The sequence below is a fragment of the Tepidamorphus sp. 3E244 genome (assembly GCF_046159835.1).
Classification (GTDB): Bacteria; Pseudomonadota; Alphaproteobacteria; order Rhizobiales; family Tepidamorphaceae; genus JACKJK01.
Genome location: NZ_JBJXCY010000001.1, coordinates 696,635 through 718,833, shown reverse-complemented (window position 1 = coordinate 718,833; position 22,199 = coordinate 696,635). Strand labels below are relative to the sequence as shown.

General features: G+C 66.1%; 18 protein-coding genes. 8 read left to right on the top strand and 10 right to left on the bottom strand.

What is annotated here, in order from left to right; all coding sequences use genetic code 11:
* Nucleotides 1-215: 215 nt before the first annotated feature.
* From ACKTEK_RS03355 to ACKTEK_RS03345, 3 genes are all read left to right on the top strand, one after another.
* Nucleotides 216-692, top strand: a complete 477-nt coding sequence (locus ACKTEK_RS03355; RefSeq protein ID WP_409163823.1) for an STAS domain-containing protein — start codon at nucleotides 216-218, stop codon at nucleotides 690-692.
* A gap of 71 nt (nucleotides 693-763) precedes the next feature.
* On the top strand, nucleotides 764-1,027 hold the full coding sequence (locus tag ACKTEK_RS03350) for a hypothetical protein (protein ID WP_409163822.1): 264 nt from the start codon (nucleotides 764-766) through the stop codon (nucleotides 1,025-1,027).
* A gap of 47 nt (nucleotides 1,028-1,074) precedes the next feature.
* Complete coding sequence (locus ACKTEK_RS03345) at nucleotides 1,075-1,320, top strand: DUF1127 domain-containing protein (RefSeq protein ID WP_409163821.1); 246 nt, start codon at nucleotides 1,075-1,077, stop codon at nucleotides 1,318-1,320.
* Nucleotides 1,321-1,345: 25 nt separating this feature from the next.
* On the opposite strand, the gene ACKTEK_RS03340 is transcribed toward ACKTEK_RS03345, so the two are convergent.
* The 5 genes from ACKTEK_RS03340 to ACKTEK_RS03320 form a co-directional block, all read right to left on the bottom strand.
* Nucleotides 1,346-2,038, bottom strand: coding sequence for an ABC transporter ATP-binding protein (locus ACKTEK_RS03340; RefSeq protein ID WP_409163820.1), 693 nt, complete (start codon nucleotides 2,036-2,038; stop codon nucleotides 1,346-1,348).
* On the bottom strand, nucleotides 2,038-2,790 hold the full coding sequence (locus ACKTEK_RS03335) for an ABC transporter ATP-binding protein (RefSeq protein ID WP_409164879.1): 753 nt from the start codon (nucleotides 2,788-2,790) through the stop codon (nucleotides 2,038-2,040). Before ACKTEK_RS03335 ends, ACKTEK_RS03340 begins: the two co-directional genes overlap by 1 nt.
* 4 nt (nucleotides 2,791-2,794) lie before the next feature.
* Nucleotides 2,795-3,778 (bottom strand): branched-chain amino acid ABC transporter permease, encoded by a 984-nt coding sequence (locus ACKTEK_RS03330; protein WP_409163819.1) that lies wholly within the window; start codon nucleotides 3,776-3,778, stop codon nucleotides 2,795-2,797.
* A 4-nt stretch (nucleotides 3,779-3,782) separates the two neighbouring features.
* A complete protein-coding gene (locus ACKTEK_RS03325; protein WP_409163818.1) occupies nucleotides 3,783-4,703 on the bottom strand; it encodes a branched-chain amino acid ABC transporter permease in 921 nt (306 codons plus the stop codon).
* Between the two features lie 79 nt (nucleotides 4,704-4,782).
* Nucleotides 4,783-5,925 carry an ABC transporter substrate-binding protein gene (locus tag ACKTEK_RS03320; RefSeq protein ID WP_409163817.1) on the bottom strand — a complete coding sequence of 381 codons (1,143 nt, stop codon included), beginning with the start codon at nucleotides 5,923-5,925 and terminating at the stop codon, nucleotides 4,783-4,785.
* A 184-nt stretch (nucleotides 5,926-6,109) separates the two neighbouring features.
* On the opposite strand from ACKTEK_RS03320, the gene ACKTEK_RS03315 reads away from it, so the two are divergent.
* The 3 genes from ACKTEK_RS03315 (at nucleotide 6,110) to ACKTEK_RS03305 (ending at nucleotide 9,106) form a co-directional block, all read left to right on the top strand.
* Nucleotides 6,110-6,940: an alpha/beta hydrolase gene (locus ACKTEK_RS03315; RefSeq protein WP_409163816.1), complete on the top strand. Its 831-nt coding sequence runs from the start codon at nucleotides 6,110-6,112 to the stop codon at nucleotides 6,938-6,940.
* An 82-nt stretch (nucleotides 6,941-7,022) separates the two neighbouring features.
* On the top strand, nucleotides 7,023-7,538 hold the full coding sequence (locus ACKTEK_RS03310; RefSeq protein WP_409163815.1) for a TRAP transporter small permease subunit: 516 nt from the start codon (nucleotides 7,023-7,025) through the stop codon (nucleotides 7,536-7,538).
* Nucleotides 7,535-9,106 carry a TRAP transporter large permease subunit gene (locus ACKTEK_RS03305; RefSeq protein ID WP_409163814.1) on the top strand — a complete coding sequence of 524 codons (1,572 nt, stop codon included), beginning with the start codon at nucleotides 7,535-7,537 and terminating at the stop codon, nucleotides 9,104-9,106. The genes ACKTEK_RS03310 and ACKTEK_RS03305 overlap by 4 nt, the downstream gene beginning before the upstream one ends.
* A gap of 4 nt (nucleotides 9,107-9,110) precedes the next feature.
* Here ACKTEK_RS03305 and ACKTEK_RS03300 read toward each other — a convergent pair whose 3' ends face one another.
* Nucleotides 9,111-10,097, bottom strand: a complete 987-nt coding sequence (locus tag ACKTEK_RS03300; protein WP_409163813.1) for a dihydrodipicolinate synthase family protein — start codon at nucleotides 10,095-10,097, stop codon at nucleotides 9,111-9,113.
* 202 nt (nucleotides 10,098-10,299) lie between these two features.
* Between ACKTEK_RS03300 and pepN the strand changes: the two genes are divergently transcribed.
* Nucleotides 10,300-12,954, top strand: coding sequence for an aminopeptidase N (pepN, locus tag ACKTEK_RS03295; RefSeq protein ID WP_409163812.1), 2,655 nt, complete (start codon nucleotides 10,300-10,302; stop codon nucleotides 12,952-12,954).
* A 218-nt stretch (nucleotides 12,955-13,172) separates the two neighbouring features.
* Nucleotides 13,173-15,512, top strand: coding sequence for a PAS domain-containing sensor histidine kinase (locus tag ACKTEK_RS03290; protein WP_409163811.1), 2,340 nt, complete (start codon nucleotides 13,173-13,175; stop codon nucleotides 15,510-15,512).
* 24 nt (nucleotides 15,513-15,536) lie between these two features.
* On the opposite strand, the gene ACKTEK_RS03285 is transcribed toward ACKTEK_RS03290, so the two are convergent.
* The 4 genes from ACKTEK_RS03285 to ACKTEK_RS03270 all read right to left on the bottom strand — a co-directional run bounded on the left by ACKTEK_RS03285 (nucleotide 15,537) and on the right by ACKTEK_RS03270 (nucleotide 22,192).
* A complete protein-coding gene (locus ACKTEK_RS03285; protein WP_409163810.1) occupies nucleotides 15,537-18,509 on the bottom strand; it encodes a bifunctional [glutamine synthetase] adenylyltransferase/[glutamine synthetase]-adenylyl-L-tyrosine phosphorylase in 2,973 nt (990 codons plus the stop codon).
* Nucleotides 18,490-19,911 (bottom strand): sensor histidine kinase, encoded by a 1,422-nt coding sequence (locus ACKTEK_RS03280; protein ID WP_409163809.1) that lies wholly within the window; start codon nucleotides 19,909-19,911, stop codon nucleotides 18,490-18,492. Before ACKTEK_RS03280 ends, ACKTEK_RS03285 begins: the two co-directional genes overlap by 20 nt.
* The gene (locus ACKTEK_RS03275; protein ID WP_409163808.1) at nucleotides 19,908-20,585 is read right to left on the bottom strand and encodes a winged helix-turn-helix domain-containing protein; all 678 of its coding nucleotides are present in this window, start codon (nucleotides 20,583-20,585) and stop codon (nucleotides 19,908-19,910) included. Before ACKTEK_RS03275 ends, ACKTEK_RS03280 begins: the two co-directional genes overlap by 4 nt.
* A 98-nt stretch (nucleotides 20,586-20,683) precedes the next feature.
* On the bottom strand, nucleotides 20,684-22,192 hold the full coding sequence (locus ACKTEK_RS03270) for a Do family serine endopeptidase (RefSeq protein WP_409163807.1): 1,509 nt from the start codon (nucleotides 22,190-22,192) through the stop codon (nucleotides 20,684-20,686).
* Nucleotides 22,193-22,199 lie beyond the last annotated feature (7 nt).

Sequence of the window (22,199 nt, the reverse complement as noted above, 5' to 3'; positions counted from 1 at the left end):
ACAACTCCCGGTACAACGCTGACAACAACGCACCCTCCCCATATCGGCCTCAACGCAGATGGCTGACACCGACCCCAGTCCCCCGCAGCCGCCGCGTTGAACCGGCCTTTTCAGGTTCCGCATCGCGACCGGCCACCGGAAACCCATTCCGGTGGCCGCGAGCGATTGCACGTCATTGCCGGGCCAAACCGAACCAGAACGGACAAGGACACGAGATGAGACTTTCAGTCGAAACCCTCGAGGGATTCGCGGTGGCAAAGATCTCCGGCGCGATCGACAGCCATGCTGCGGGCCTGCTGAGCGATGCACTCGTCCAGTGCATCGGCGACGGGCTCGGGCGCACGATTGTCGACCTGTCCGGCGTCCAGCTTGCGACACGGGCCGGCATTCGCGGCCTGATCGTCGCGGCCCGGCTGGTGCAGCCAGGCCGCGGTGCCATGCGCATCTGCGGTGCCAGCGGCCAGCTCGCCGACTTTCTCGAAGGGCTGAGCCTCGGCCACCTGTTGAAGGTCGACGCGACGCTCGATGAAGCCATCGAGAACATGCGTGCCGTTGACGGCCTGCCCGGCCTGATGGCGGCGCAGATCGTGTCGATCCGCGTGCCGATGCCGCAGGTGGCAACCAACATGCCGGCCTACCCGGCCAGCGCCCATGCCGACCACATGCCGATCTGGCAACAGCGATCCCGGTAGGCACGCAGGAACGGACCCACAGCGCAAGCAGCCTCGCTGCCCGCAACCCCCATCAATCGACGGACCCCACCATGAACGCCCAACCTTCAATCCCGGCCGAACACGAGCCGATCACCAATGACGCGGACGACCACAATGCTGCCTTTTCCTTCGTGAAAGCACGCGCGGCCCGTCACGCATGGTGGCAGCACGCGCTGCGCCGCTGGCACAACGACAACATCGCCCGGCGCAGCCACGCCGAGTTCCAGACCCTTCCACGACATGTCCTGCGGGATATCGGCATCGAGCGCTGCAACGGCTCGCCGATCGCGCAAGACAACACGTCGTCGGATTGACGCCCCCCGACGCCTCCCTTTCCCCCAAAACCGACAGGATCGAACCCATGACGCATACCCTCAACGCCGCCCGCCACCCCTTCGAAGCCAGCCCCCTTGGCACCAGCCTCGTATGGCTCACGGCTCCCATCGCGGAGCTGGTGAACACGGTTCTGACCGCTAGCATCCTCACCGACATGAAGGAAGCCCGCCGCGCACGGCGCGACTACCAGCACCTGTCCGAGTTGCCCGACTATCTGCTCGAGGATGTTGGATTGAGCCGTGCCGACGTGGCCGAGGCACGCCGGCGCTAGACCGGCGGCCACCTCACGCCGGACTTCACACGCCGAGATAGCGCCCGCAGACCTCGTCGCTGAGGTCCTGCGGCGTGCCGGTCCACACGCTCGCGCCGCGTTCCAGGATCACGCAGCGGTCGGCGACCGATTTCAGTTCGCGGATCGTCTTGTCGACGACGAGGATCGACAGACCGCTGTCCTTCAGCGCGTGAATAGCCGCCCAGATTTCCTGACGCACGACCGGGGCGAGACCCTCGGTCGCCTCGTCGAGGATCAGCAGCTTCGGGTTGGTCATCAGCGCGCGGCCGATGGCCAGCATCTGCTGTTCACCGCCTGACAAGGTGCTGGCCGACTGGGTGCGGCGCTCCGCAAGCCGCGGGAAAAGCGCGGCAAGCGTTTCCAGCGTCCACGGGCCGGGGCGCGCTGCGGCAAGCAGGTTTTCCTCAACGCTGAGATTTGGAAAGCAGCGGCGGCCTTCCGGCACCAGCCCGATGCCGAGCCGCGCCGTCCTGTGAACGGGCAGCCGTTTCGTGTCGCGTCCCGCGATTGCGACGCGCCCGGCGGTTGCCGGCAGCAGCGAGCAGATGACGCGGATGGTGGTCGTCTTGCCCATGCCGTTGCGGCCCATGAGGGCGACGACCTCGCCCGCACCGACCTGCAGATCGACGCCGAACAGCGCCTGCGACGCGCCGTAGCTGGCGTTGACGTTTTCGACAGTCAGGAAGGCTTCGGCCATCAGCACGCGCCCTCCCCGAGATAGGCTTCCTGCACCGCCGGATTGGCCCGGATTTCCTCGACCGGACCGGTGGCGATGACCTCACCATAGACCAGCACGGAAATGCGGTCGGCGAGCGAGAACACGACGTCCATGTCGTGCTCGATGAGGAGGACGGGCGCGGTTTCCTTCAGCCCGGCCAGCAGGCCGGACAGCCGCGCCAGTCCATCCGGCCCCATGCCCGCCATCGGCTCGTCCAGCAGGAAGGCCCTGGGCTGCATCGCCAGCGCCATGGCAATTTCAAGCTGGCGGCGTTCGCCGTGCGAAAGGTCGGAGACGCGGGTCTGCGCGCGGGCCTGAAGCCCCACCGCGCGCAGGTTTTCCATCGCCGGATCGACGAGTGCGGCGTCGGAGCGCGCGGGCGCGAAGAAGCGGAACACCGCGCCGGACTTTGCCATCACCGCGAGCATGACGTTCTTGAGAACGGACATCTCCATGGCGAGGCTGGAAATCTGGAAGGTGCGCGCAAGGCCGGCGCGGGCGCGGGCGGCTGCATCGAGGCCGCCGATCTCGCGACCGAGGAACATGATCGAGCCGGAGTCGTGGGCAACCTCGCCCGCGATCTGCTTCACCAGCGTCGTCTTGCCCGCACCGTTGGGGCCGATCAGCGCGTGGATTTCGCCGGGCCGAAGGTCGAGCGACACATCCTTGCTGGCCGTCAGCGCGCCGTAGGCTTTCGACAGGTTGCGGACGTCCAGCACAGGGCTCGTCATTTCCTCAGTCATGGGCCGCCCTCCGCCCTGCGACGAGACCGACAAGTCCGCCGCGCGCGAACAGCACCACCAGCAGCAGCACGATGCCGAGCAGGAACTGCCAATACTCGGTGACGTCGCCGAGCACCTCTTCCAGCAGGATGAACGCGCAAGCACCCGCCACCGGCCCGCCAAGCCGCGCGACACCGCCGAGTATGACGAAGACCATGATCTCGCCGGATGTGTGCCAGGACAGCATCGTCGGGCTGACGAAGCGGTTGAGGTCGGCATAGAGCGCGCCGGCGAGCCCCGTCATCATCGCCGAAATGACGAAGGCGGTGAGGCGAACGTTGAACAGACGGATGCCCGACGCCGTCAGCCGCTGGGGCTGCTGTCGAGCCATTTCCAGCGCCAGCCCGAAGCGCGAACGCACCAGCATGGCGGTGAGCGCCAGAACCACCGCCAGCACCGCAAAGCAGGTGGCGAAGAAGGTCCACGGGTCCATCATGTTGAGGCCCGGCAACTCATTGCGGACATAGAAGGACAGCCCGTCCTCGCCGCCGTAGCTCGGCCACGAGATCGCGAAATAGAAGAGCATCTGCGCGAAAGCGAGCGTGATCATGATGAAGTAGACGCCGCCGGTGCGCAGGCTCATGGCCCCGATGGGGATGGCGGCAACCAGCGCGGCGAGGATCGCCACCGGCCAGATGACGAGCATCGAGGTGGTGCCAGCAATTTCCACCGGCCACGTCATCAGTGCTTCGTAGTTGCGCGCGTGGGAGGCGAGGATGCCCGCCGCATAACCGCCGAGACCGAAGAACGCCGCGTGACCGAAGGAAACCAGCCCGCCGTAGCCAAGCGCGAGGTTGAGGCCGACACCGGCCACGGCGAAGATCGCGGCCTTGGTCGCCAGCGTGATGATGAAGGGTTCGTCCGCCGTGCGGCCATAGACGGCGGCCGCCGCCAGCAGCGCCATGAGAACGAGCGTGATGATCCCGTCGCGCCGCATCGCCTCAGCCCCGCGCCCCGAACAGCCCCGTGGGGCGGAAGACGAGCACCAGCGCCATCAGCACGTAGATCGACATGGATGCGAGCGAGGCGCCGATAGCAGTCGCGCTGGAGGGATCGAGGAACAGGCCGAAGAGCTGCGGCAGCAGCACGCGGCCGAGGGTGTCCGTCAGCCCGACGAGGATCGCGCCGACAAAGGCACCGGCTATCGAGCCGATGCCGCCGACCACGATGACCACGAAGGCGAGGATCAGCACCGGTTCACCCATGCCGATCTGCACCGACTGGACCGAGCCGACGAGCGAACCGGCCAGCCCTGCCAGCGCCGCGCCTAGGGCGAAGACCACCGTGTAGAGCTTGGAGATGTCGACGCCGAGCGCGCCGATCATCTCGCGGTCGGATTCACCGGCGCGGATGCGCATGCCAAGCCGGGTGCGCTTCACCAGCGCGAACAGCCCCGCGGCAATCGCCAGGCCGACCGCGATGATGACGAGCCGGAACAGCGGATAGGTGATGCCACCCGGCAGATGCACCGTGCCGGACAGCGCATCTGGAATGTCGAGATAGAGCGGGAAGGAGCCGAAGACCCAGCGCGTGCCTTCCGTGAAGACGAGGATCAGCGCGAAGGTCGCGATCACCTGGTCGAGATGGTCGCGGTCATAGAGGCGGCGCAGGATCAGCGTCTCGACCAGCACGCCCGCGACGGCCGCGGCCGCGAGGCTCGCGGCAAGCCCCAACGCGAAGGAGCCGGTGGCAGCGGCGACCCACGCGCAGGCGAACGCGCCGAGCATGTAGAGCGAGCCGTGGGCGAGATTGATGAGGCCCATGACGCCGAAGACAAGCGTCAGCCCTGCGGCCATGACGAAGAGCATGACGCCGAACTGCAGTCCGTTCAGAATCTGTTCGGCGAGAAGTGCCCCCGACACGCCCGGCCCCCGATGCAACCCCAAAGAAAAAGGCGGGCCGCTGCTGCCAGCGACCCGCCCTCAGCGATAGCGCAAATGCCTACATCTTGCACTCTTCGAGGTAGGCGTTGTCGCGGTCGGACATTGCGGTGGCGACGATCTTGTTGGTGAGGATGTCACCTTCCTTGACCACTTCGCGCACGTAGATGTCCTGAACGGGATGGTGGTTGGCGGCGAAGGAGAACTTGCCGCGCACCGAGTCGAACTCGGCCGCTTCGAGCGCCGCCTGGAAGCCGGCCGCATCGGAGACCGGCGCCTTGGCCAGCGCCGAGATCAGCAAGTTGGCGGTGTCGTAGCCGTAGGACGCGTAGATGGACGGCAGGCGGCCATACTCGGACTGGAAGCCTTCCACGAAAGCCTTGTTGGCGGCGTTGTCGATGTCCTTGGACCAGTTGGCGGTGTTCTTCACGCCGAGCGCGGCATCACCGACGGCCTGAAGGATGTTCTGGTCGAAGGAGAAGGCCGGGCCAACGAGCGGCAGGCCGGCGTCGGACTGCGCGTACTGCTTCATGAAGGCGATGCCCATGCCGCCCGGCAGGAAGAAGAATACGCTGTCGGCACCGGATGCCTTGATCTGCGAAATCTCGGCGGCGTAATCGTCCTGTCCGAGCTTGGTGTAGATCTCGCCGGCCAGTTCGCCCTTGTAGAAGCGCTTGAAGCCGGTCAGCGAATCCTGGCCTGCCGGGTAGTTCGGGGCGAGGATGAAGATCTTCTTGTAGCCCGCGTCATTGGCGTAGGCGCCAGCGGCCTCGTGCAGGTTGTCGTTCTGGTAGGACACCGCGAAGTAACGCGCGTTGCAGCCTTTGCCGGCCAGCGCGGAGGGGGCGGCGTTCGGCGACAGGTAGAATTTGCCCTGACCCGTCGCGGCCGGAACCACGGCCATGGCGAGGTTCGACCAGATGATGCCGGTGAGAATGTCGACTTTCTCTTCCTGGATCATCTTGTCGGCGAGCTGGACGGCGACGTCCGGCTTGCGCTGATCGTCTTCCACGATCACCTCGATGTCGCTGTTCTCGGCCTGCTTGAGCGCGAGCATGAACCCGTCGCGCACGTCGATGCCGAGGCTCGCGCCGCCACCGGTCAGGGTGGTGATCATGCCGACCTTCACAGGCTCGGCGATGGCGGGGGCGGCAAGCGCCACGGCGAGCGCGCCTGCGGCGAGCGTTGCTGTCAAACTCTTCATACGTTCCTCCCGGAAAACTGGCGCGCTTTTCGTCCCGCGCGCGAACTGGTCTGGCCTCGGGGCGCAATACTTGCGCAACTGCGCGGCCCGCGCCAGCCCCCACATTGCCATAGTGTAACTTGCGGGACAGGCACGGCTCTGGTCCGATCTTCCATCAACAAAAACAAGCGACGAACACCACACGATGATCACCGACTGGGATGCCGCCTACTCCAACTTCGACCACGTTGCCGATGCGCAGAGCTATCCGCCGAAATGGATGGCGAAGGCCGAAGCCTACCGCGAAGAGATGGAGAGCAAGGACCGGTTCCGGGCCGACATCCGCTACGGGGACGGCGCACGGCACGTCGCCGACCTGTTCCTGCCGGAGGGTGATCCGAAAGGCCTCGTCGTCTTCGTGCACGGCGGCTACTGGCGTGCCTTCGACAAGTCGGTCTTCTCGCACCTGGCGCAAGGCTGCATCGATGCGGGCTGGGCCGTCGGCATCCCTTCCTACACGCTTTGTCCGCTGGCACGGGTCGCCGACATCACCGGGGAAATCGGCGCGTCCATCGTGGCGCTCGCGGATGAGGTGGAAGGCCCGATCAACCTGACCGGACATTCCGCCGGCGGGCATCTCGTGTCCCGCATGGTGTGCACCGATGCGCCCCTGCCCTTTGAGGTGCAGGACCGCATCGAACGCATCGTCTCCATCTCCGGCGTGCACGACCTGCGCCCGCTGATGCGCACCGAACTCAACCGCACGCTGCATATCGACCCCAAGGAGGCCGACGCCGAAAGCCCGTGCCTGCTGGTGCCGCTGGAAACGACGCCGGTCACCTGCTGGGTCGGTGCTGCAGAGCTGCCGGAATTCGTGCGCCAGAACGACCTGCTGGCGAATGTGTGGACCGGGCTCGGGGCGCATACCCGCGCCATCCATGCCGCAGGCCACCATCATTTCTCTGTCGTGGACGATCTGCAGAAGGTCGATTCACAACTCGTTGCCGCCATCACCGGCAGCGATGGATGGGGTTGAGGCAGCTTCCCACCCGACCGCCTTGCAAGAAACGGCCCGGCTGCCGCAATGTGCGCGCGAACCTTCAGCCGGGCCAATTCGTTTGCGCGCTTTCATCCAGACAATCGACCTAGTGAACCGGCTGCTCGGCCGCGCCGTGTCGTGGTGCCTCATCGCCATGATGTTGGCGCAGATGGGCGTCGTGATTTCGCGCCACGTCTTCGGCTACGGCACGGTGGCGCTGCAGGAGGCCGTGGTCTTCGGCCATGCGCTCGTTTTCCTTCTGGCATCGGCGTGGGTGTTGCAGCGCGACGAGCATGTCCGCGTCGACATCCTCTACGACCGCGCGGCACCGGGCGTGCGGCGGATCATCGACCTTGCAGCGCTTGTCTTGTTCGTGCTGCCGGTTGCGGGCGTCATAGCGTGGTACGGCTGGGACTACGCGGCGCACAGCTTCGCGAACCTGGAAGGTTCGCGCCAGCCCGGCGGCCTGGGCGGTGTCTTCTTGCTGAAAGGGGCCATCGTCGTCTTCGCCGTCTCGGTCGGCCTGCAGGGTCTGTCGCAGACGCTGAAGATCATCCCCGGACTGCCGCCTGCCCGCCCGGCCGAAGCGCCATGAGCGGAATGGAAGCCGCACTTCCCGTCGTCGGGCTTCTCGCCTGCGTGTTTGCGAGCCTGCTGGCGGGCATACCCGTGGCCTTCGCGTTGGCCGGCTCGGCGCTTGCCTGCGCGCTGCTCGGCTCTCTCACCGGGACATTCGACCTGTTCCTGCTGAACGCGATCCCCTCGCGCATCTTCGGCACTGCGATGTTCAACGAAGTGCTGACAGCGGTGCCGCTATTCATCCTCATGGGGGTGATGCTGGAGCGCAGCCGACTGGCCGAGGATCTTCTCTCCATCATGGCGGCGCTCTTTTCGCGGCTTCCCGCTGGCCTTGGCGTCGCCGTCACCATTGTCGGCACACTGGTCGCGGCCTCCACCGGCATCGTCGGTGCGACGGTCGTTGCCATGGCGCTGATCGCGCTGCCGGTGATGCTCAAGCGCGGCTACGACCCGGCGTTCTCGGCCGGCTCCATCTGCGCGGCGGGCACGTTGGGTCAGATCATCCCGCCGTCCATCGTGCTGGTGTTTCTGGCCGACCAGTTGTCTGCCGCCTACCAGCAGGCGCAGCGCGCGGCCGGCCACTTCGCGCCGGAGCCGATTTCCATCGGCGACCTGTTCGCCGGCGCGCTGGTGCCGGGGCTGCTGCTGGCGATCCTCTACGGCCTCTACCAGGTGATCGCCGCGCGGCTGAAGCCGGGCCTCGCGCCACCGGCCACCATCGGCGAGACACCGGGCTGGCGGCGCGTCGTCGGCAGCATGGTGGTGCCGCTGGCGCTGATGGCCAGCGTGCTCGGCTCCATCGTCGCAGGCATCGCCACGCCGACGGAGGCCGCCGGCGTCGGTGCATTCGGCGCGATGCTGCTCGCCGCGCGCCGGGTGTTGTCAGGCGGCCCGCAGCTGGCGCGCCGGGTGATCGATGCCGGGCTGGTGTCGCTGGCGCTGCTGGTTGTCATCGGCGCTGCGATCAACCTGCGCAACGTGGCGACGGGGGGCGAGATAGCTCTCTTCACGCTGGCCTGCATCGCGGCTGTCGCACTCGCCCTCGCGGCGCTGATCGCGCTCCACGCCCTCTACAGAACCGGGCTGCTGTTTGCCATCGCCTCGTCGGCAGCGCGGTTCAGCGCGCTCGCCTTCACGATCCTCATCGGCGCGACGATCTTCACGCTGGTGTTTCGCGGCTTCGGGGGCGACGGCGTGGTGCGCGACCTGCTGGACGCCCTGCCCGGCGGCACGATGGGTGCGGTGTTCTTCGTCAGCCTCGCCATCTTCGCGCTCGGCTTCGTGCTCGACTTCATCGAGATCGTCTTCATCGTGCTGCCGGTGGTCGCGCCCGCGATCCTGGCCGGTGACGTCGATCCCGTCTGGTTCGGCGTGCTGGTGGCACTGAACCTGCAGACGTCGTTCCTGACGCCGCCCTTCGGTTTCGCGCTGTTCTACTTCCGAGGTGCCGCGGGCGAACAGGTGCGCACCGCCGACATCTATCGCGGCGTGGTTCCGTTCATCGTGATCCAGTTGATTGTGCTGCTGCTGGTTGCCTTCGTGCCGCAGATCGCGACGTGGCTGCCCTCGCTGCTGCGCGGCTAGACGGCTAGGCCGCCAGCCCGGACGCGTCGAATGCTGTTCGGATCCGCGAGCGCTCGTCATCGTCGAGGTTCAGCATCGGGCGGCGCACCGGCCCGCCGGCAAGACCCATCAGTTCCAGCCAGTATTTCTGCTGGGCGAGCGGCTTGGCTGCCGGGCGCGAGGACCACAAGGCGCGCCGGGCCGGCTCCATGCTGTCGCGGACGCGGCGCGCCTCCTCGACCGCGCCCTGCCGCGCCAGCTGCGTGTACTCCGCCATGCGTGTGTGCTGCGGCGTTTGCAGCAACACCGGCTCCGGCGAGCAGCCGTAGCAGTCCCAGCCCAGTTCGATGATGTTGTCGAGCCAGTCCTCTTCGGAGGAATTCATCACCGTGAGGCGCCCGTTCGAAAGCTTGGTGAGGGCGGAATACATAGGCCGGTGCACGGCGTATTCGCAGGCGACGACGTTCTTCAGTTCGGCCAGTTCCAGGCACAGTTCCGGGCTGATGACGTAGCCGGCCTCCGGGTGGCTCCACACGATCATGCCAATATCGAGCTGGCTGTCGAAGTGCTGGTAGTAGGCGCTCAATGCGTCGCAGCGATTGGCGACCAGCGGCAGGTGCGGCGAGCTGATCGACACGTAGTCCGCGCCAACCCCCTGGGCATGCTGCGCCAGATCTAGAACGGTCGAGGTGTTCTGGTCCGCGCACCACACGGTCAGCCCGGCGCGCCCGTCGCACACCTCGGCTGCAATCTCGGCCACGCGCTTGCGCTCCGCCTTGTCCAGCGCGGTGCCCTCGCCATGGCGGCAACAGACCTGGATGCCGTCGATGCCAAGCTTTTCGATGGCATATTCGACGTTGGCGGCAAGACCCGCCTCGTCGATGTCGAGGTCGCCGGTCATCGGTGTATGCACCGACGCCCAGATGCCGCTGAGCCGGGACTGCGCGTGCAGTTCCGAAGCCGACATGTCCATCATCATTCCCGTCCCGGTGTCCCAATCGAGCGCCGCCACTCGCCCGAACTCGCCCCAATTGAACAGTTGTTCTGTTTCGAAAGCGCAAAGCACAATTTTCATTCAACTTCCACAGTGCAAACGACAGATGCAGAAATATTTTGACGCAGCGCAAATTCTGAACACGTGAACGGCACTGCTTGTCGGTGCAGCGTCCGGCTGGTACTCCCGGTCATCTCCATTTTCCCAACGGGACAAGCGCATGCGGACCGACACGCCCCAGACCATCCGGCTGGAAGACTACCGGCCACCGGCCTACCTGATCGACACCATCGAGTTGAACGTGCGCCTCGCGCCCGACAGCACGCGCGTGGAAGCGCAGCTTTCGATTCGGCCGAACCCGGCGCTGGAAGGCAATCACGGCCCGCTGTCCCTCGACGGGGAATCGCTGAAACTGGAAGGGCTGGAACTGAACTCGCTGCCCCTCGCCAACGATGCCTACAACTTGGACGAAAAGGGGCTGACGCTGCTGGACCCGCCGCGCGAACCCTTCGTGCTGCGCACCTACGTCACCATCGACCCGTCGGCCAACACGCAGCTAATGGGGCTCTACCGCTCCAACGGAATCTACACGACGCAGTGCGAGGCGGAAGGCTTCCGCCGCATCACCTACTTCCTCGACCGGCCGGACGTGCTGAGCGTCTTCACGACGCGGATCGAGGCGCGCAAGTCCGATGCCCCGATCCTGCTGTCCAACGGCAATCCGGGCGAGGCCGGCGATATCGAGGGCACCGACCGGCATTTCGCGGTGTGGCATGATCCGCACCCCAAGCCGAGCTACCTGTTCGCGCTCGTCGGCGGAGATCTGTCCCTGGTGCGCGAAGACTTCTCGACGCGCTCCGGCCGCCCGGTGGACCTGCGTGTCTACGTGGAAAAGGGCAACGAAGAGCAGGCCGACTTCGCCATGGATGCGCTGAAGCGCTCGATGGTGTGGGACGAGGATGCCTTCGGTCGCGAGTACGATCTCGACGTCTTCTCCATTGTCGCCGTGTCGCACTTCAACATGGGCGCGATGGAGAACAAGGGCCTCAACGTCTTCAACGACAAGTACGTGCTGGCCGCTCCGGCGACCGCGACCGATGCCGACTACGAGGGCGTCGAAGCCGTCATCGCGCACGAGTACTTTCATAACTGGACCGGCAACCGCATCACCTGCCGCGACTGGTTCCAGCTTTGCCTGAAGGAGGGGCTGACGGTCTTCCGCGACCAGGAGTTCACCTCCGACACGCGTTCGCGCCCGGTCAAGCGCATCCAGGACGTACGCCTGCTGCGCACCCACCAATTCAGCGAGGATTCAGGCCCCCTGGCCCACCCGGTGCGCCCGCAGAGCTACCGCGAGATCAACAACTTCTACACCGCGACCGTCTACGAGAAGGGTGCGGAAGTCATCCGGATGCTGAAGACGCTGATCGGGCCGGAAACCTTTGCCGCAGGGATGGATCTCTACTTCCAGCGCCATGACGGCGATGCCGCGACGATCGAGGAATTCATCGCCTGCTTCGCGCAGACGAGCGGCCGCGACATGTCGCGCTTCATGCGCTGGTACAACCAGGCCGGCACGCCGGAGGTGACGGTCGCGACGTTCCACGACCCCGATGCCGCCACCTACACGATCGAGCTGACGCAGACCTGTCCGCCGACGCCGGGGCAGCCGTCCAAGGAACCGCAGACGATCCCGGTGCTGTTTGCGCTGATCGGGCCAGATGGCAACGAGATCGACGCCCAGCGCACCGACGCCAGCAACCTCTCCGGCGAGCCGGGGCTGATCGAACTCTCCGACACGCGCCAGACCTTGACCTTCGCCGGAGTTCGCCAGCGCCCGGTGCCGTCGCTGCTTCGCAACTTCTCCGCGCCCGTGAAACTGAAGGACGACCTCTCCGAGGAAGACCGGCTGTTCCTGCTGCGCCACGACGCGGACCCGTTCAACCGCTGGCAGGCGGCGCAGACGATGATGCTTGACTGGCTTCTGGGCGCGCAGCGAAACGCCCGCGAAGACCAGGAGATGGGCGCGCCCGACAGCATCGTCGCAGCCATCATGGTTGCAGCCGGCGATACGACGTTCGACCCGGCCTACCGCGCCGAGCTGCTCAAGCCGCCGTCCTTCCCGGACGTGGCGCAGGGCATCGTCAATGGTGTCGACCCGGACGCGATCCACGCCGCCATGGAGCGGATGCGCCAGACCTTCTCCGCAACGCAAGGTGCCGTCCTCGACGAGATCCGTGCATCTGCCGAGATCGACGCGCCCTACTCCCCGGACGCGGAGCAGGCGGGGCTGCGCGCGCTGAAGAACGCAGCGCTTGCCCTGCTGGCCTCGGACAGTTCGGATGCAGCGCTCGACAAGGCGCAGGCGCAATTCGACAGCGCCGACAACATGACCGACCGGCTGGCGGCGCTTGGCGTACTGGTGCAACGCGGGGGGAACCGCGGTAGCCAGGCGCTGAAGCGCTTCTACGACGATTTCCAGCGCTACCCGCTGGTGATCGACAAGTGGTTCATGCTGCAGGCGACGGTGCCCGACGCCGACACGCTCGACGCGGTTCGTGCCCTGATGGAGAGCCCGGCGTTCTCGATGCGCAACCCGAACCGGGTGCGCGCGCTGATCGGTTCCTTCGCGGCAGCCAACCCGGTCGCCTTCAACCGGCTGGACGGCGAGAGCTACGGTTTCGTCGCCGAACGCGTCCTGGAACTGAACGCGCTCAACCCGCAGGTGGCCGCAAGGCTACTGGGGGCGTTCCGAAGTTGGAAAACATTGGAACCGGCCCGCCGTGAAAAAGCGCGTGCGGCACTGGAAAAAATCGCCGCAAGTGATGGGCTTTCCCGCGATGTAAATGACATCGTCACCCGTTCACTCGCCTGATTACGCACTCTGCTACCGATTTTCTTTCCCGCGGCGGTTTTCTGCCGGATTCACGGCGCGAGACTTTGCACAGAATTGAGTCATCGGGGGATTCAATTGCCCGATGTTTTGCCCTAGCGGACAGTGGACATCGAGTCCCGGATTGATTCTCATGGGAGCGATTCGGAACGATGCGCATTCGCCGGGGGGACGGCGAAATCGTCCGACGGAAGGCACAAATGGCACGAACGCACGAGGTGACTCGCGATTCGGGCAGCACGGGGGCTCACCCGGGATTCCGGGAGAGCGTTGGGGCTGACGACGCGACGGCGAAGGATTCGACCCGCTGGGGCGAAATTGCCAGCCAGCTCGCAATGCGCGGGATCGCGCCGCTCATCGTGCTGCTGTTCGTCGTGGTTGCGCTGGCGACCGCCCTCTACGTCCACCGCGTCTATTCCAACGTTAACGCCGACGCCGAGACCGAGCTGGCCATGATGGCCGATGCGACGCGCGCCCGGCTCTTCCAGATGGAAATGCTGCCGCAGGCCGGCGACGCGATCCCGACCGGGCAGTCCCGCCTCGCCGAGGCGATGCCCGAAACGGTCAACCACATTCCCGTCTACGCCTACATTACAAACCCGGACGGCGAGATCGTTTCCACCAACCCGTTCAAGCCCGACACCAACGGCAAGCATATCGACGTGGCGCTCACCGGCTCGCCGGGCAGCTACACCGAGGGCCGCTTCGCCGGCTACCTGACGCTGCGCGACACCAAGGACCGCGAAGTGCTGGCGGTGGTACGGCGCATCCCGCGCGGTGCGGGCTATCTGGTGATGACGATGCTGCGCAGCGACATTCGCGAGCGCTGGCACTCCGAAGCGCGCTTCAGCGCCACCGTGCTGCTATCGATGGACCTGCTGGTGCTGCTGATCGGCATGGCCTTCAACTGGCAGGCCAACAAGCTGCGCCAGATGAACGAGGACAAGACGGCCGAGCGCATTCGCCTTGCAACCGCGCTGTCACGCGGGCGCTGCGGCCTTTGGGAATGGGACCTCGTGCGCGACGAGATCCGCTTCTCCGATTCCATGTGCACACTGATCGGGCGCCCGGCGCGCGAGGAAAGCTTCACCACCTCCGAACTGGTCTGCATGGTGCACCCCGAGGACGCGAGCTTCCGCGAGATCGCCAACGAGATCCTGTCGGGCAAGCGCAGCTGGATCGACCACGCCTTCCGCCTGCGCCACACTGACGGAAGCTGGGTGTGGTTCCGCGCCCGTGCCGACGTGACGGCGGATTTCGGCGACCGGGAGCGCCTGCACCTGTTCGGCATCGCCTTCGACATTTCTGAGAAGAAGCGCATCGAGGAACTGGGCCGCCGCGCCGACATGCGGTTGCGCGATGCCATCGAGAACGTGTCCGCGTCTTTCGTCATCTGGGACCAGGACGGCAAGCTGGTGATGTGCAATTCGCGCTTCATGGAGCTGTGCGGCATGAACGGCGATGCCCGTGTCGCCGGACTTCGCCGCGAGGAGATCGCCGAGTCCAATCCCGCCACCCTGCTTGCTGCGCACGGTGCCTGCGAGGCCGATGGCGAACCTGTCGTCCAGCAGCTTGAAGACGGGCGCTGGATGACGATCTCCGAGCGCCGCACGCGCGAGGGCGGCCGGGTTTCGGTCGGCACCGACATCACCGAACTCAAGCGCCACGAGGAACGCCTCGTCGACAGCGAGCGCACGCTGATCGCGACCGTCGCCGACCTCCAGCGTTCGCGCCAGGCGCTGCAGGTGCAGACGCAGCAGCTGGTGGAACTGGCCGACCGGTTCGCCGCCGAGAAGGTGCGCGCCGAACTCGCCAGCAAGTCGAAGTCGGAATTCCTCGCCAACATGAGCCACGAGCTGCGCACGCCGCTCAACGCAATCATGGGCTTTTCGGAGATCCTCTCGCAGGAAACCTTCGGGCCGCTCGGCACGCCGGAATACCGCGAATATGCCGACGACATCCATTCGGCCGGACGCTACCTGTTCGACCTCATCACCGACATTCTCGACATGTCGAAGATCGAGGCGGGCCGCTATGCTCTCGATTGCGAGGATGTCGACTTGTCGCAGCTGGCGCGCGAATGCGTGCGCATCATGTCGCTGAAGGCCGACGAGAAGAACATCGAGACCCACGTCTCCATCGCCCGAAACATGCGCCTCAATGGCGATGCCCGCGCGGTGAAGCAGGTGCTGGTCAACCTGCTGTCCAACGCGGTGAAGTTCACCGACGAGGAAGGTACCATCAACCTGCGCGCAAGGCAGGTCGGCGAGAACATCCTCATCTCGATCGAGGACAACGGCGTCGGCATTCCCTCGCAGGCGATCGGCCGTCTCGGTCAGCCGTTCGAGCAGGTCGCCAACCAGCTGACCAAGAGCCACCAGGGCTCAGGGCTCGGGCTTGCGATCTCGCGCTCGCTGGTGGAGTTGCATGGCGGTGCGCTGCGCATCCGTAGCCGCGAGGGCAAGGGCACGGTGGTCGCCGTTCGGCTGCCCGCCGAACTGACCGAGGCCGGCTATGCAGACGAACTCGAAACGACCTGAGCCACATCGCCTGATCCAGCCGGCCTAGTCCCCGTCAGCCGATGGCGGAATCAACCGATCGAAAATCCCAATGACCTCGGCCTGCGTCTTTTCAAGGCGCGGGGCCAGCCGGTCGAACGATGGTTCGTCCGTGACCTTGGCCAGCAAACCCTGAAGGCCGCGTGGGGCGGCTGCCGGATCGAAGGCACCGCCCGTCGAGACACGCAGCACCTGCAGGATGCGCGCATAGAGCGCGCCGGCATTCATCAGCGCCTCGGCATCGTCACCCGACAGCACGCCGGCATCCTTGAGCGCTGCCAGCGTGGCCTGCGTGTTGACGGCCAGCACCTGCGGATGCGCGTCGGCGTGGACGAGCGCCAGGTACTGCGCGATGAACTCCACATCGGTGATGCCCCCGCGCACTGCCTTCACATGCCAAATGTCGTCGGATCCCTTCTCGCGGTGGATGCGCTCGCGCATGTCGCGCACGTCGCGGGCGATCTTCGTCGTATCGCGCGGGCTGCACAGGACGTCGTGGATGCAGCTTTCGATCCGCGCCTTCAGATCCGGCTTGCCGGAGAGGACGCGCGCCTTGGTCAGCGCCATGTGTTCCCACGTCCAGGCTTCCTTCGCCTGGTACTGCTCGAAGGAATCAATGCGGGTCGCCAGCATCCCGGCCTGACCGGATGGCCGCAGCCGCATGTCGACCTCGTAGAGCGAACCGAATGCCGTCTGGGCACTGATCGCGGAGATCAGCCGCTGTGCGAGCCGCACATAGTAAGGCGCTGTCGCGAGTGGACGCTTGCCGTCGGATTCCCTGGCGTCCTCGTCGGCATCATAGATCAGGATCAGGTCGATGTCGGATGTCGCGGTCATCTCGCGCCCGCCGAGACGGCCCATGGCGACCAGCGCGGAATTGCCACCCGCCACGCGCCCGTGCTGGGCCACGAAGGCTTGTGCCGCCTCCACGTGCAGGCGTTCCAGCAGCGCATCGGCGAGCGCCGTGTACCCTTCGGCGGCGGCTTCCGGCGGGATCGAGCCAGTCAGCATCCGCGCGCCGATCAGCGCCATCTGCTCTTGCCCGAAGGCACGCGCCTGATCGAGCGTTTCCTCGTAGATGCCCGCTTCGCCCAACACCCGGTCGAGATGTTGCGTGAAGGCTGCCCGGTCCGGCAGCGTTCCGGAGAAGGCCGGATCGATCAGCGCGTCGATCAGCCTCGGGCGGCGCGACAGCGTTTCGGCCAGGCGCGGTGCGGCGCCGAGAATTTCCACCAGCATGTCGAGAAGCTGCGGGTTCGCCCTGAGCAGCGAGAAGATCTGCACGCCAGCCGGCAGGTGGCGGATGAAGCGGTCGAGCGCGATGAAGGTCGCATCCGGGTTCTGGGTGTGACCCACGGTTTCCAGCAGGCGCGGGGTCAGTTCGGTCAGCAACTCGCGCGAGCGGGTGGAGCGGGTCGCGGGGAAGCGACCGAAGTGCCAGCCGCGAATCGCGGCGATCACTTCCGGGGCCTTCTCGAACTTCATGCGCTGCAGCGTGTCGACGGTTTCGGGGTCGTCGCTGTCGCCGGTAAAGACGAGGCTGCCACCGGCATCCGAAAGGCTTTCAGCCGATTCAAACAGGTTGGCGTAGTGGTACTCGACGATTTTCAGCGTCGCGATCACCTTCTCTTCCAGCGCAGCGACGGTCTCAAAGCCGCAGAAGGCGGCGAAGCGGGCCAATGCATCCGGTTCGGAGGGCAGCGTGTGGGTCTGCTCGTCCGAGATTTGCTGCAAGCGGTGCTCGATGGTGCGCAGCGTGTCATAGGCCCCCTCGAGATCATCGCGTACGGAAGCGTCGATCCAGCCGGCATCGACCAGCGCATCGAGGGCCTCCAGCGTCGCGCGCGTGCGCAGGTGCGGGTCGCGCCCGCCGCCGATCAACTGCTGGGTCTGGGCGAAGAACTCGATCTCGCGGATGCCGCCGCGTCCAAGCTTGATGTTGTGTCCTGCGACCGCAATCTTGCCGTGGCCCTTGTGGCGGTGGATTTGGCGCTTCATGGCCTGCGTGTCGGCGATGGCCGCGAAGTCCATGTACTTGCGCCAAACGAAGGGCCGGATTTCGCCGATGAACCCCTCGCCGGCGGGAATGTCGCCGGCGCAGGCGCGCGCCTTGATCATTGCCGCGCGCTCCCAGTTCTGGCCGAGGCTCTCGTAATAGTTCAGCGCGCCGGGAACGGAGATGGCGACCGCCGTCGCGCCGGGGTCCGGCCGCAGCCGCAGGTCGGTGCGGAAGACGTAGCCGTCCGCCGTGCGCTCCTGCATCAGCTTCACGAGGTCACGGGTCAGCCGCACGAAGAAGACCGGCGCATCGGCGGGGTCCTTCAGGCGTTCCGGGAACGTCTCGTAGAAGACGATGATGTCGATGTCGGACGAGAAGTTCAGTTCGCGCGCGCCGTGCTTGCCCATAGCGAGCACGATCAGGCCGCTGCCCTTGGAGGGCTGGTCCGGGTCGGCGGGGATGAACTTGCCCTGCGTCGCGGCGCGGCGCAGCAGCCAGTCGATGGACAGCTGCAAGGCCGCATCGGCAATGCGCGTGAGTTCACAGGTGACGACCAGCAGCGGGAATGCGCCGCCGATGTCTGCCAGTGCGATAAGGAGTGCCGCGTCGTTCTTGTAGCGACGCAGCGCCTTCATGGCGGCGGCCATGTCGGCTGCTTCGCGCATCTCGGCCTCGGCGCGCGCCTGCAAGGCATCGAGACGTGCGCCGGGGGCTGCTTCCATGGTTTCGGCCAGCGACGTCGGCTCGCGCAGGCACAGGCCGAAGATGTAGGGAGACCCGGCGAGGACAGGTTTCAGCCCGTCGCGGACTGCCTGCGGCAAGGCCTCCAGCGTCTCGGTCGCCTCGCCATCGGCAGCGGCCACGACGTCCGCGAAGTGGTCGCGGTCGCCGCCCTGCGGCGGCGGCAGGGCTACGGGGTTGAACCGCGCCTTCAGCGGGGTTTCGTGGCTCAGGCATTCATCATCGGTCGCGCGCGTCATCTACTTCTCCCGCCGCGGCGAGCGGCAGACGGAGGATTGCGCGCAGGCCCGGCGAATTGTCATTCAATTCGAGTTCGCCGTTGTGCAGTCGCGCGACCGCGTTGACAAGGGACAGTCCCAGACCGGAGCCGGGTCGCGAGCGGCTCTGCTCCAGCCGCACGAAGCGCTGCAGCACGCGTTCGCGCTCGGCGAGCGGGATGCCGGGGCCGTTGTCGGCAACCTCGACCTCGCCGAACGTGCCGCTGATCCGCGTTGCGATACTCAACTTCGCGCCATCGCCTTCGGCGTGGGCCACGGCGTTTTCCACGAGATTGGCCAGCGCGCGCGCCATCAAGGCCCGACTGGCGCGAACGGGCAACGCCTGCGTCGCCGAGACTTCGAGGGACATGCCGGCATCCTCGGCGGCGGGCTCGTACAGCTCGGCGACATCGCGCGCCATGTCGGAGAGGTCGAACGCGTCGTCGCCCGCCCCCTCGCCTGCTTCGGCGCGCGCAATGGCCAGCAGCGCGGAGAAGACCGAGATCAGATGGTCTGCATCCGCGATGGTGTCTTCCAGCACCGTGCGCTGGGTCTCGTCGTCCAGGCCGCGACCCGATTCGAGCGCACGCAGGGCATCCTCGGCGCGGGCCTTGACCCGCGTCAGTGGTGTCTTGAGGTCGTGGGCGACGTTGTCGGTCACCTCGCGCATGCCACGCACCAGCGTCTCGATGCGCGCCAGCATGGCGTTGAGGTTGCGGCCAAGCCGGTCGAACTCGTCGGCGGAGCCAGTGCGCGGGACGCGGTTCGACAGGTCGCCGCCCATGATGGCGCGCGCGGTCTCCGACATGGCGTCGATGGGTTTCAGCACGCGGTGGCGCACATAGGCTGCGCCGAGCAGCGCCAGCAGCACCGTGAGCAGCACCGACACGATGCCGGCATTCCACAGCACGCGTTCGACCGCCACGCGTTCGGAGATGTCGCGACCGACCACGAGCACGAACCCGCCGGCAAGCCGGAACGCACGGATCTCGGCCTGTCGCACGCGCTCGCCCGCATCGCCCTTGTGGCGGTAGGGGACGCGCTGGTAGCCCTCGACCGCCAGCGCCTGGAGCGGCAGCTCGGCGATGTTCCCCTCGATGGAATTCCCGGCATAGGTGGACACGAGATAGAGCGCGTTCGCCGGTCCCTTCACGCGCTGCGCGACGGCTTCCACCAGCCGCTGGACGCCGTCGGCGGCGTATTGCTCGGCGAGGCCGCGCGTCTCCGCCGCGATCGTCTCGCGCGTCTCGTTGGCGAGGATCACCCGCGTCGACCACGTCATGTAGGCGATCATCGCCGCGGCGAAGGCTGCGAAGACGGCGAGGTAGAACAGCGAAAGCCGGAACGCTGCAGAGCGGAAGATACGTGTCGCGGGCGGCTTCATTCCGACTCGCGCAGCACGTATCCGGCGCCGCGCACGGTGTGCAGCAGCGGGGTCTCGAAGTCCTTGTCGATCTTGCCGCGAAGGCGCGAGACGTGGACATCAATGACGTTGGTCTGGGGGTCAAAGTGGTAGTCCCACACGCCTTCCAGCAACATGGTGCGGGTAACGACCTGCCCTGCGTGGCGCATCAGGAATTCCAGCAGGCGGAATTCGCGCGGCTGAAGGTTGATGGCCTGGCCTGCGCGGCTGACCTTTCGCGACAACCTGTCGAGCGTCAGGTCGGCGACGCTCAGGCGCGTGTCGGACTGGGCACCGGCATTGCGGCGGGCCAGCGTCTCGACGCGGGCAAGCAGTTCGGTGAAGGCATAGGGCTTGGCGAGGTAGTCGTCGCCGCCGGCGCGCAAGCCCTTCACGCGGTCATCCACCTCGCCGAGCGCGGAGAGGATGAGCATCGGTGTCTCGTTACCTTCCTCGCGCAGGGAAGCGATCAGCTCGAGGCCGGAGAGCTTGGGCAACATGCGGTCGACGATGGCAACGTCGTATGGCTCGTCGCGCGCCATCACCAGCCCGGTCTCGCCGTCGCTCGCATGGTCGCAGACATGGCCAGCCTCGCCCAGTCCCTTGACGATGTAGCGGGCGGCTTCGGCGTCGTCTTCTACCAGCAGGATCTTCATCGGGCGCTGTGGGCTTCAGGGTGTTTGAAGATAATTCGGGCGCAGCCGGGTTTCGGCCGCGCCCGAACGTGTCACGTCATCGCGCTGTCGGCAACGCGTCAGCCGGCAATGCCGAGCGGAATGAAGCGCTGGCCGTTTTCGGTCTGCACCAGGGCGAGCACGGCCTTGCGGCCGCTCTTGGTGGCAGCGTCGACCGCGGCGCTGACGTCATCGGCAGAGGTCACGTCCTGACCGTTGATCTGCAGGATGATGTCGCCGTTGGACAGGCCCTTTTCAGCCGCATCCGAACCGGGCTTCACCTCGGTGATGACGACGCCGGGACCTTCGTCCGGAGTCTGCACGGCAAGGCCGAGGCTTTCTTCGAGTTCGGCCTTGGCCGGCTTGCCCTTCGGGGTCTCGACGGAGGCCAGAGCCTCGTCGCCGGGCTGCTTGCCAAGCTTGATGGTGACGACGCGTTCCTCGCCATTGCGCCAGACGGTCATCTTGGCTTCGTGGTCCGGGTCGAGCGCACCGATGAAGCGCACCAGGTCGCGGCTGTCCTTGATCTCGGTGCCGTCGACTTCGGTGATGATGTCACCGACCTGCAGCTCGGAATCGGCTGCCGGGCCGTTTTCCAGAATGCGGGCGATGATGGCGCCGTCGCCGTCTTCTAGGCCGACGGATTCAGCGATCTCGTCGGTCACACCCTGGATCTGCACGCCGAGCCAGCCGCGCGCAACCGCACCCTTGGACTGGAGGTCCTGGATGATGTCCTTCGTGGTGGAGGCCGGAATGGCAAAGGCGATGCCGACATTGCCGCCGGACGGCGAGAAGATCGCCGTGTTCACGCCCACGACTTCGCCCTTCAGGTTGAAGGCCGGGCCACCGGAGTTGCCACGGTTCACGGGCGCGTCGATCTGGATGAAGTCGTCGTAGGGACCGGCGCCGATGTCACGGCCACGGGCCGAGATGATGCCGGCGGTGACTGAGCCACCAAGGCCGAACGGGTTGCCGACCGCGATCACCCAGTCGCCGACGCGCACGTCGTTCTGGGCGAACTTCACGAAGGGAAACTTCTCGCGACCTTCAACCTTGAGCAGTGCCAGGTCGGTCTTGGGATCGGTGCCGACGACTTCTGCGTCCAGTTCCTCGCCGTTGCTCATGCGCACGGAGACTTCGCTCGCCTTGGAGACCACGTGGTTGTTGGTGACAAGGTAGCCGTCATCGGTGATGAAGAAACCCGAACCCTGCGCCGTCGCGAAGCGACGCGGCGAGCGCTGCTGGTTGTTTTCGCCCTGCTGCTGGCCGAAGCGGTCCTCGAATTCCTTGAAGAAGCGGCGGAAGGGGTGGTCCTCCGGCAGGTCGCCAAAGTCCGGCATGTTCATGGAGGTCTGTTCGCTCTCCGCCTTCACGACGACGGAGACGACGGCCGGGGCCACCTCTTCCACGACGTCGGCAAAGGAAAAGATCGGGGACGCGGCACGCGGCTCCTGCGCGTAGGCCTGCGTCACGATGGACGACGAGTCGTTCTGCAGAACTGGCAGGAACGCTGCGCCACCGGCGACGGCAACGGCCAGCGCCAGCGCCGAGGTGCGGCCGGAAATGCGATTGCGGATGGACTTGATCATTTGGGGA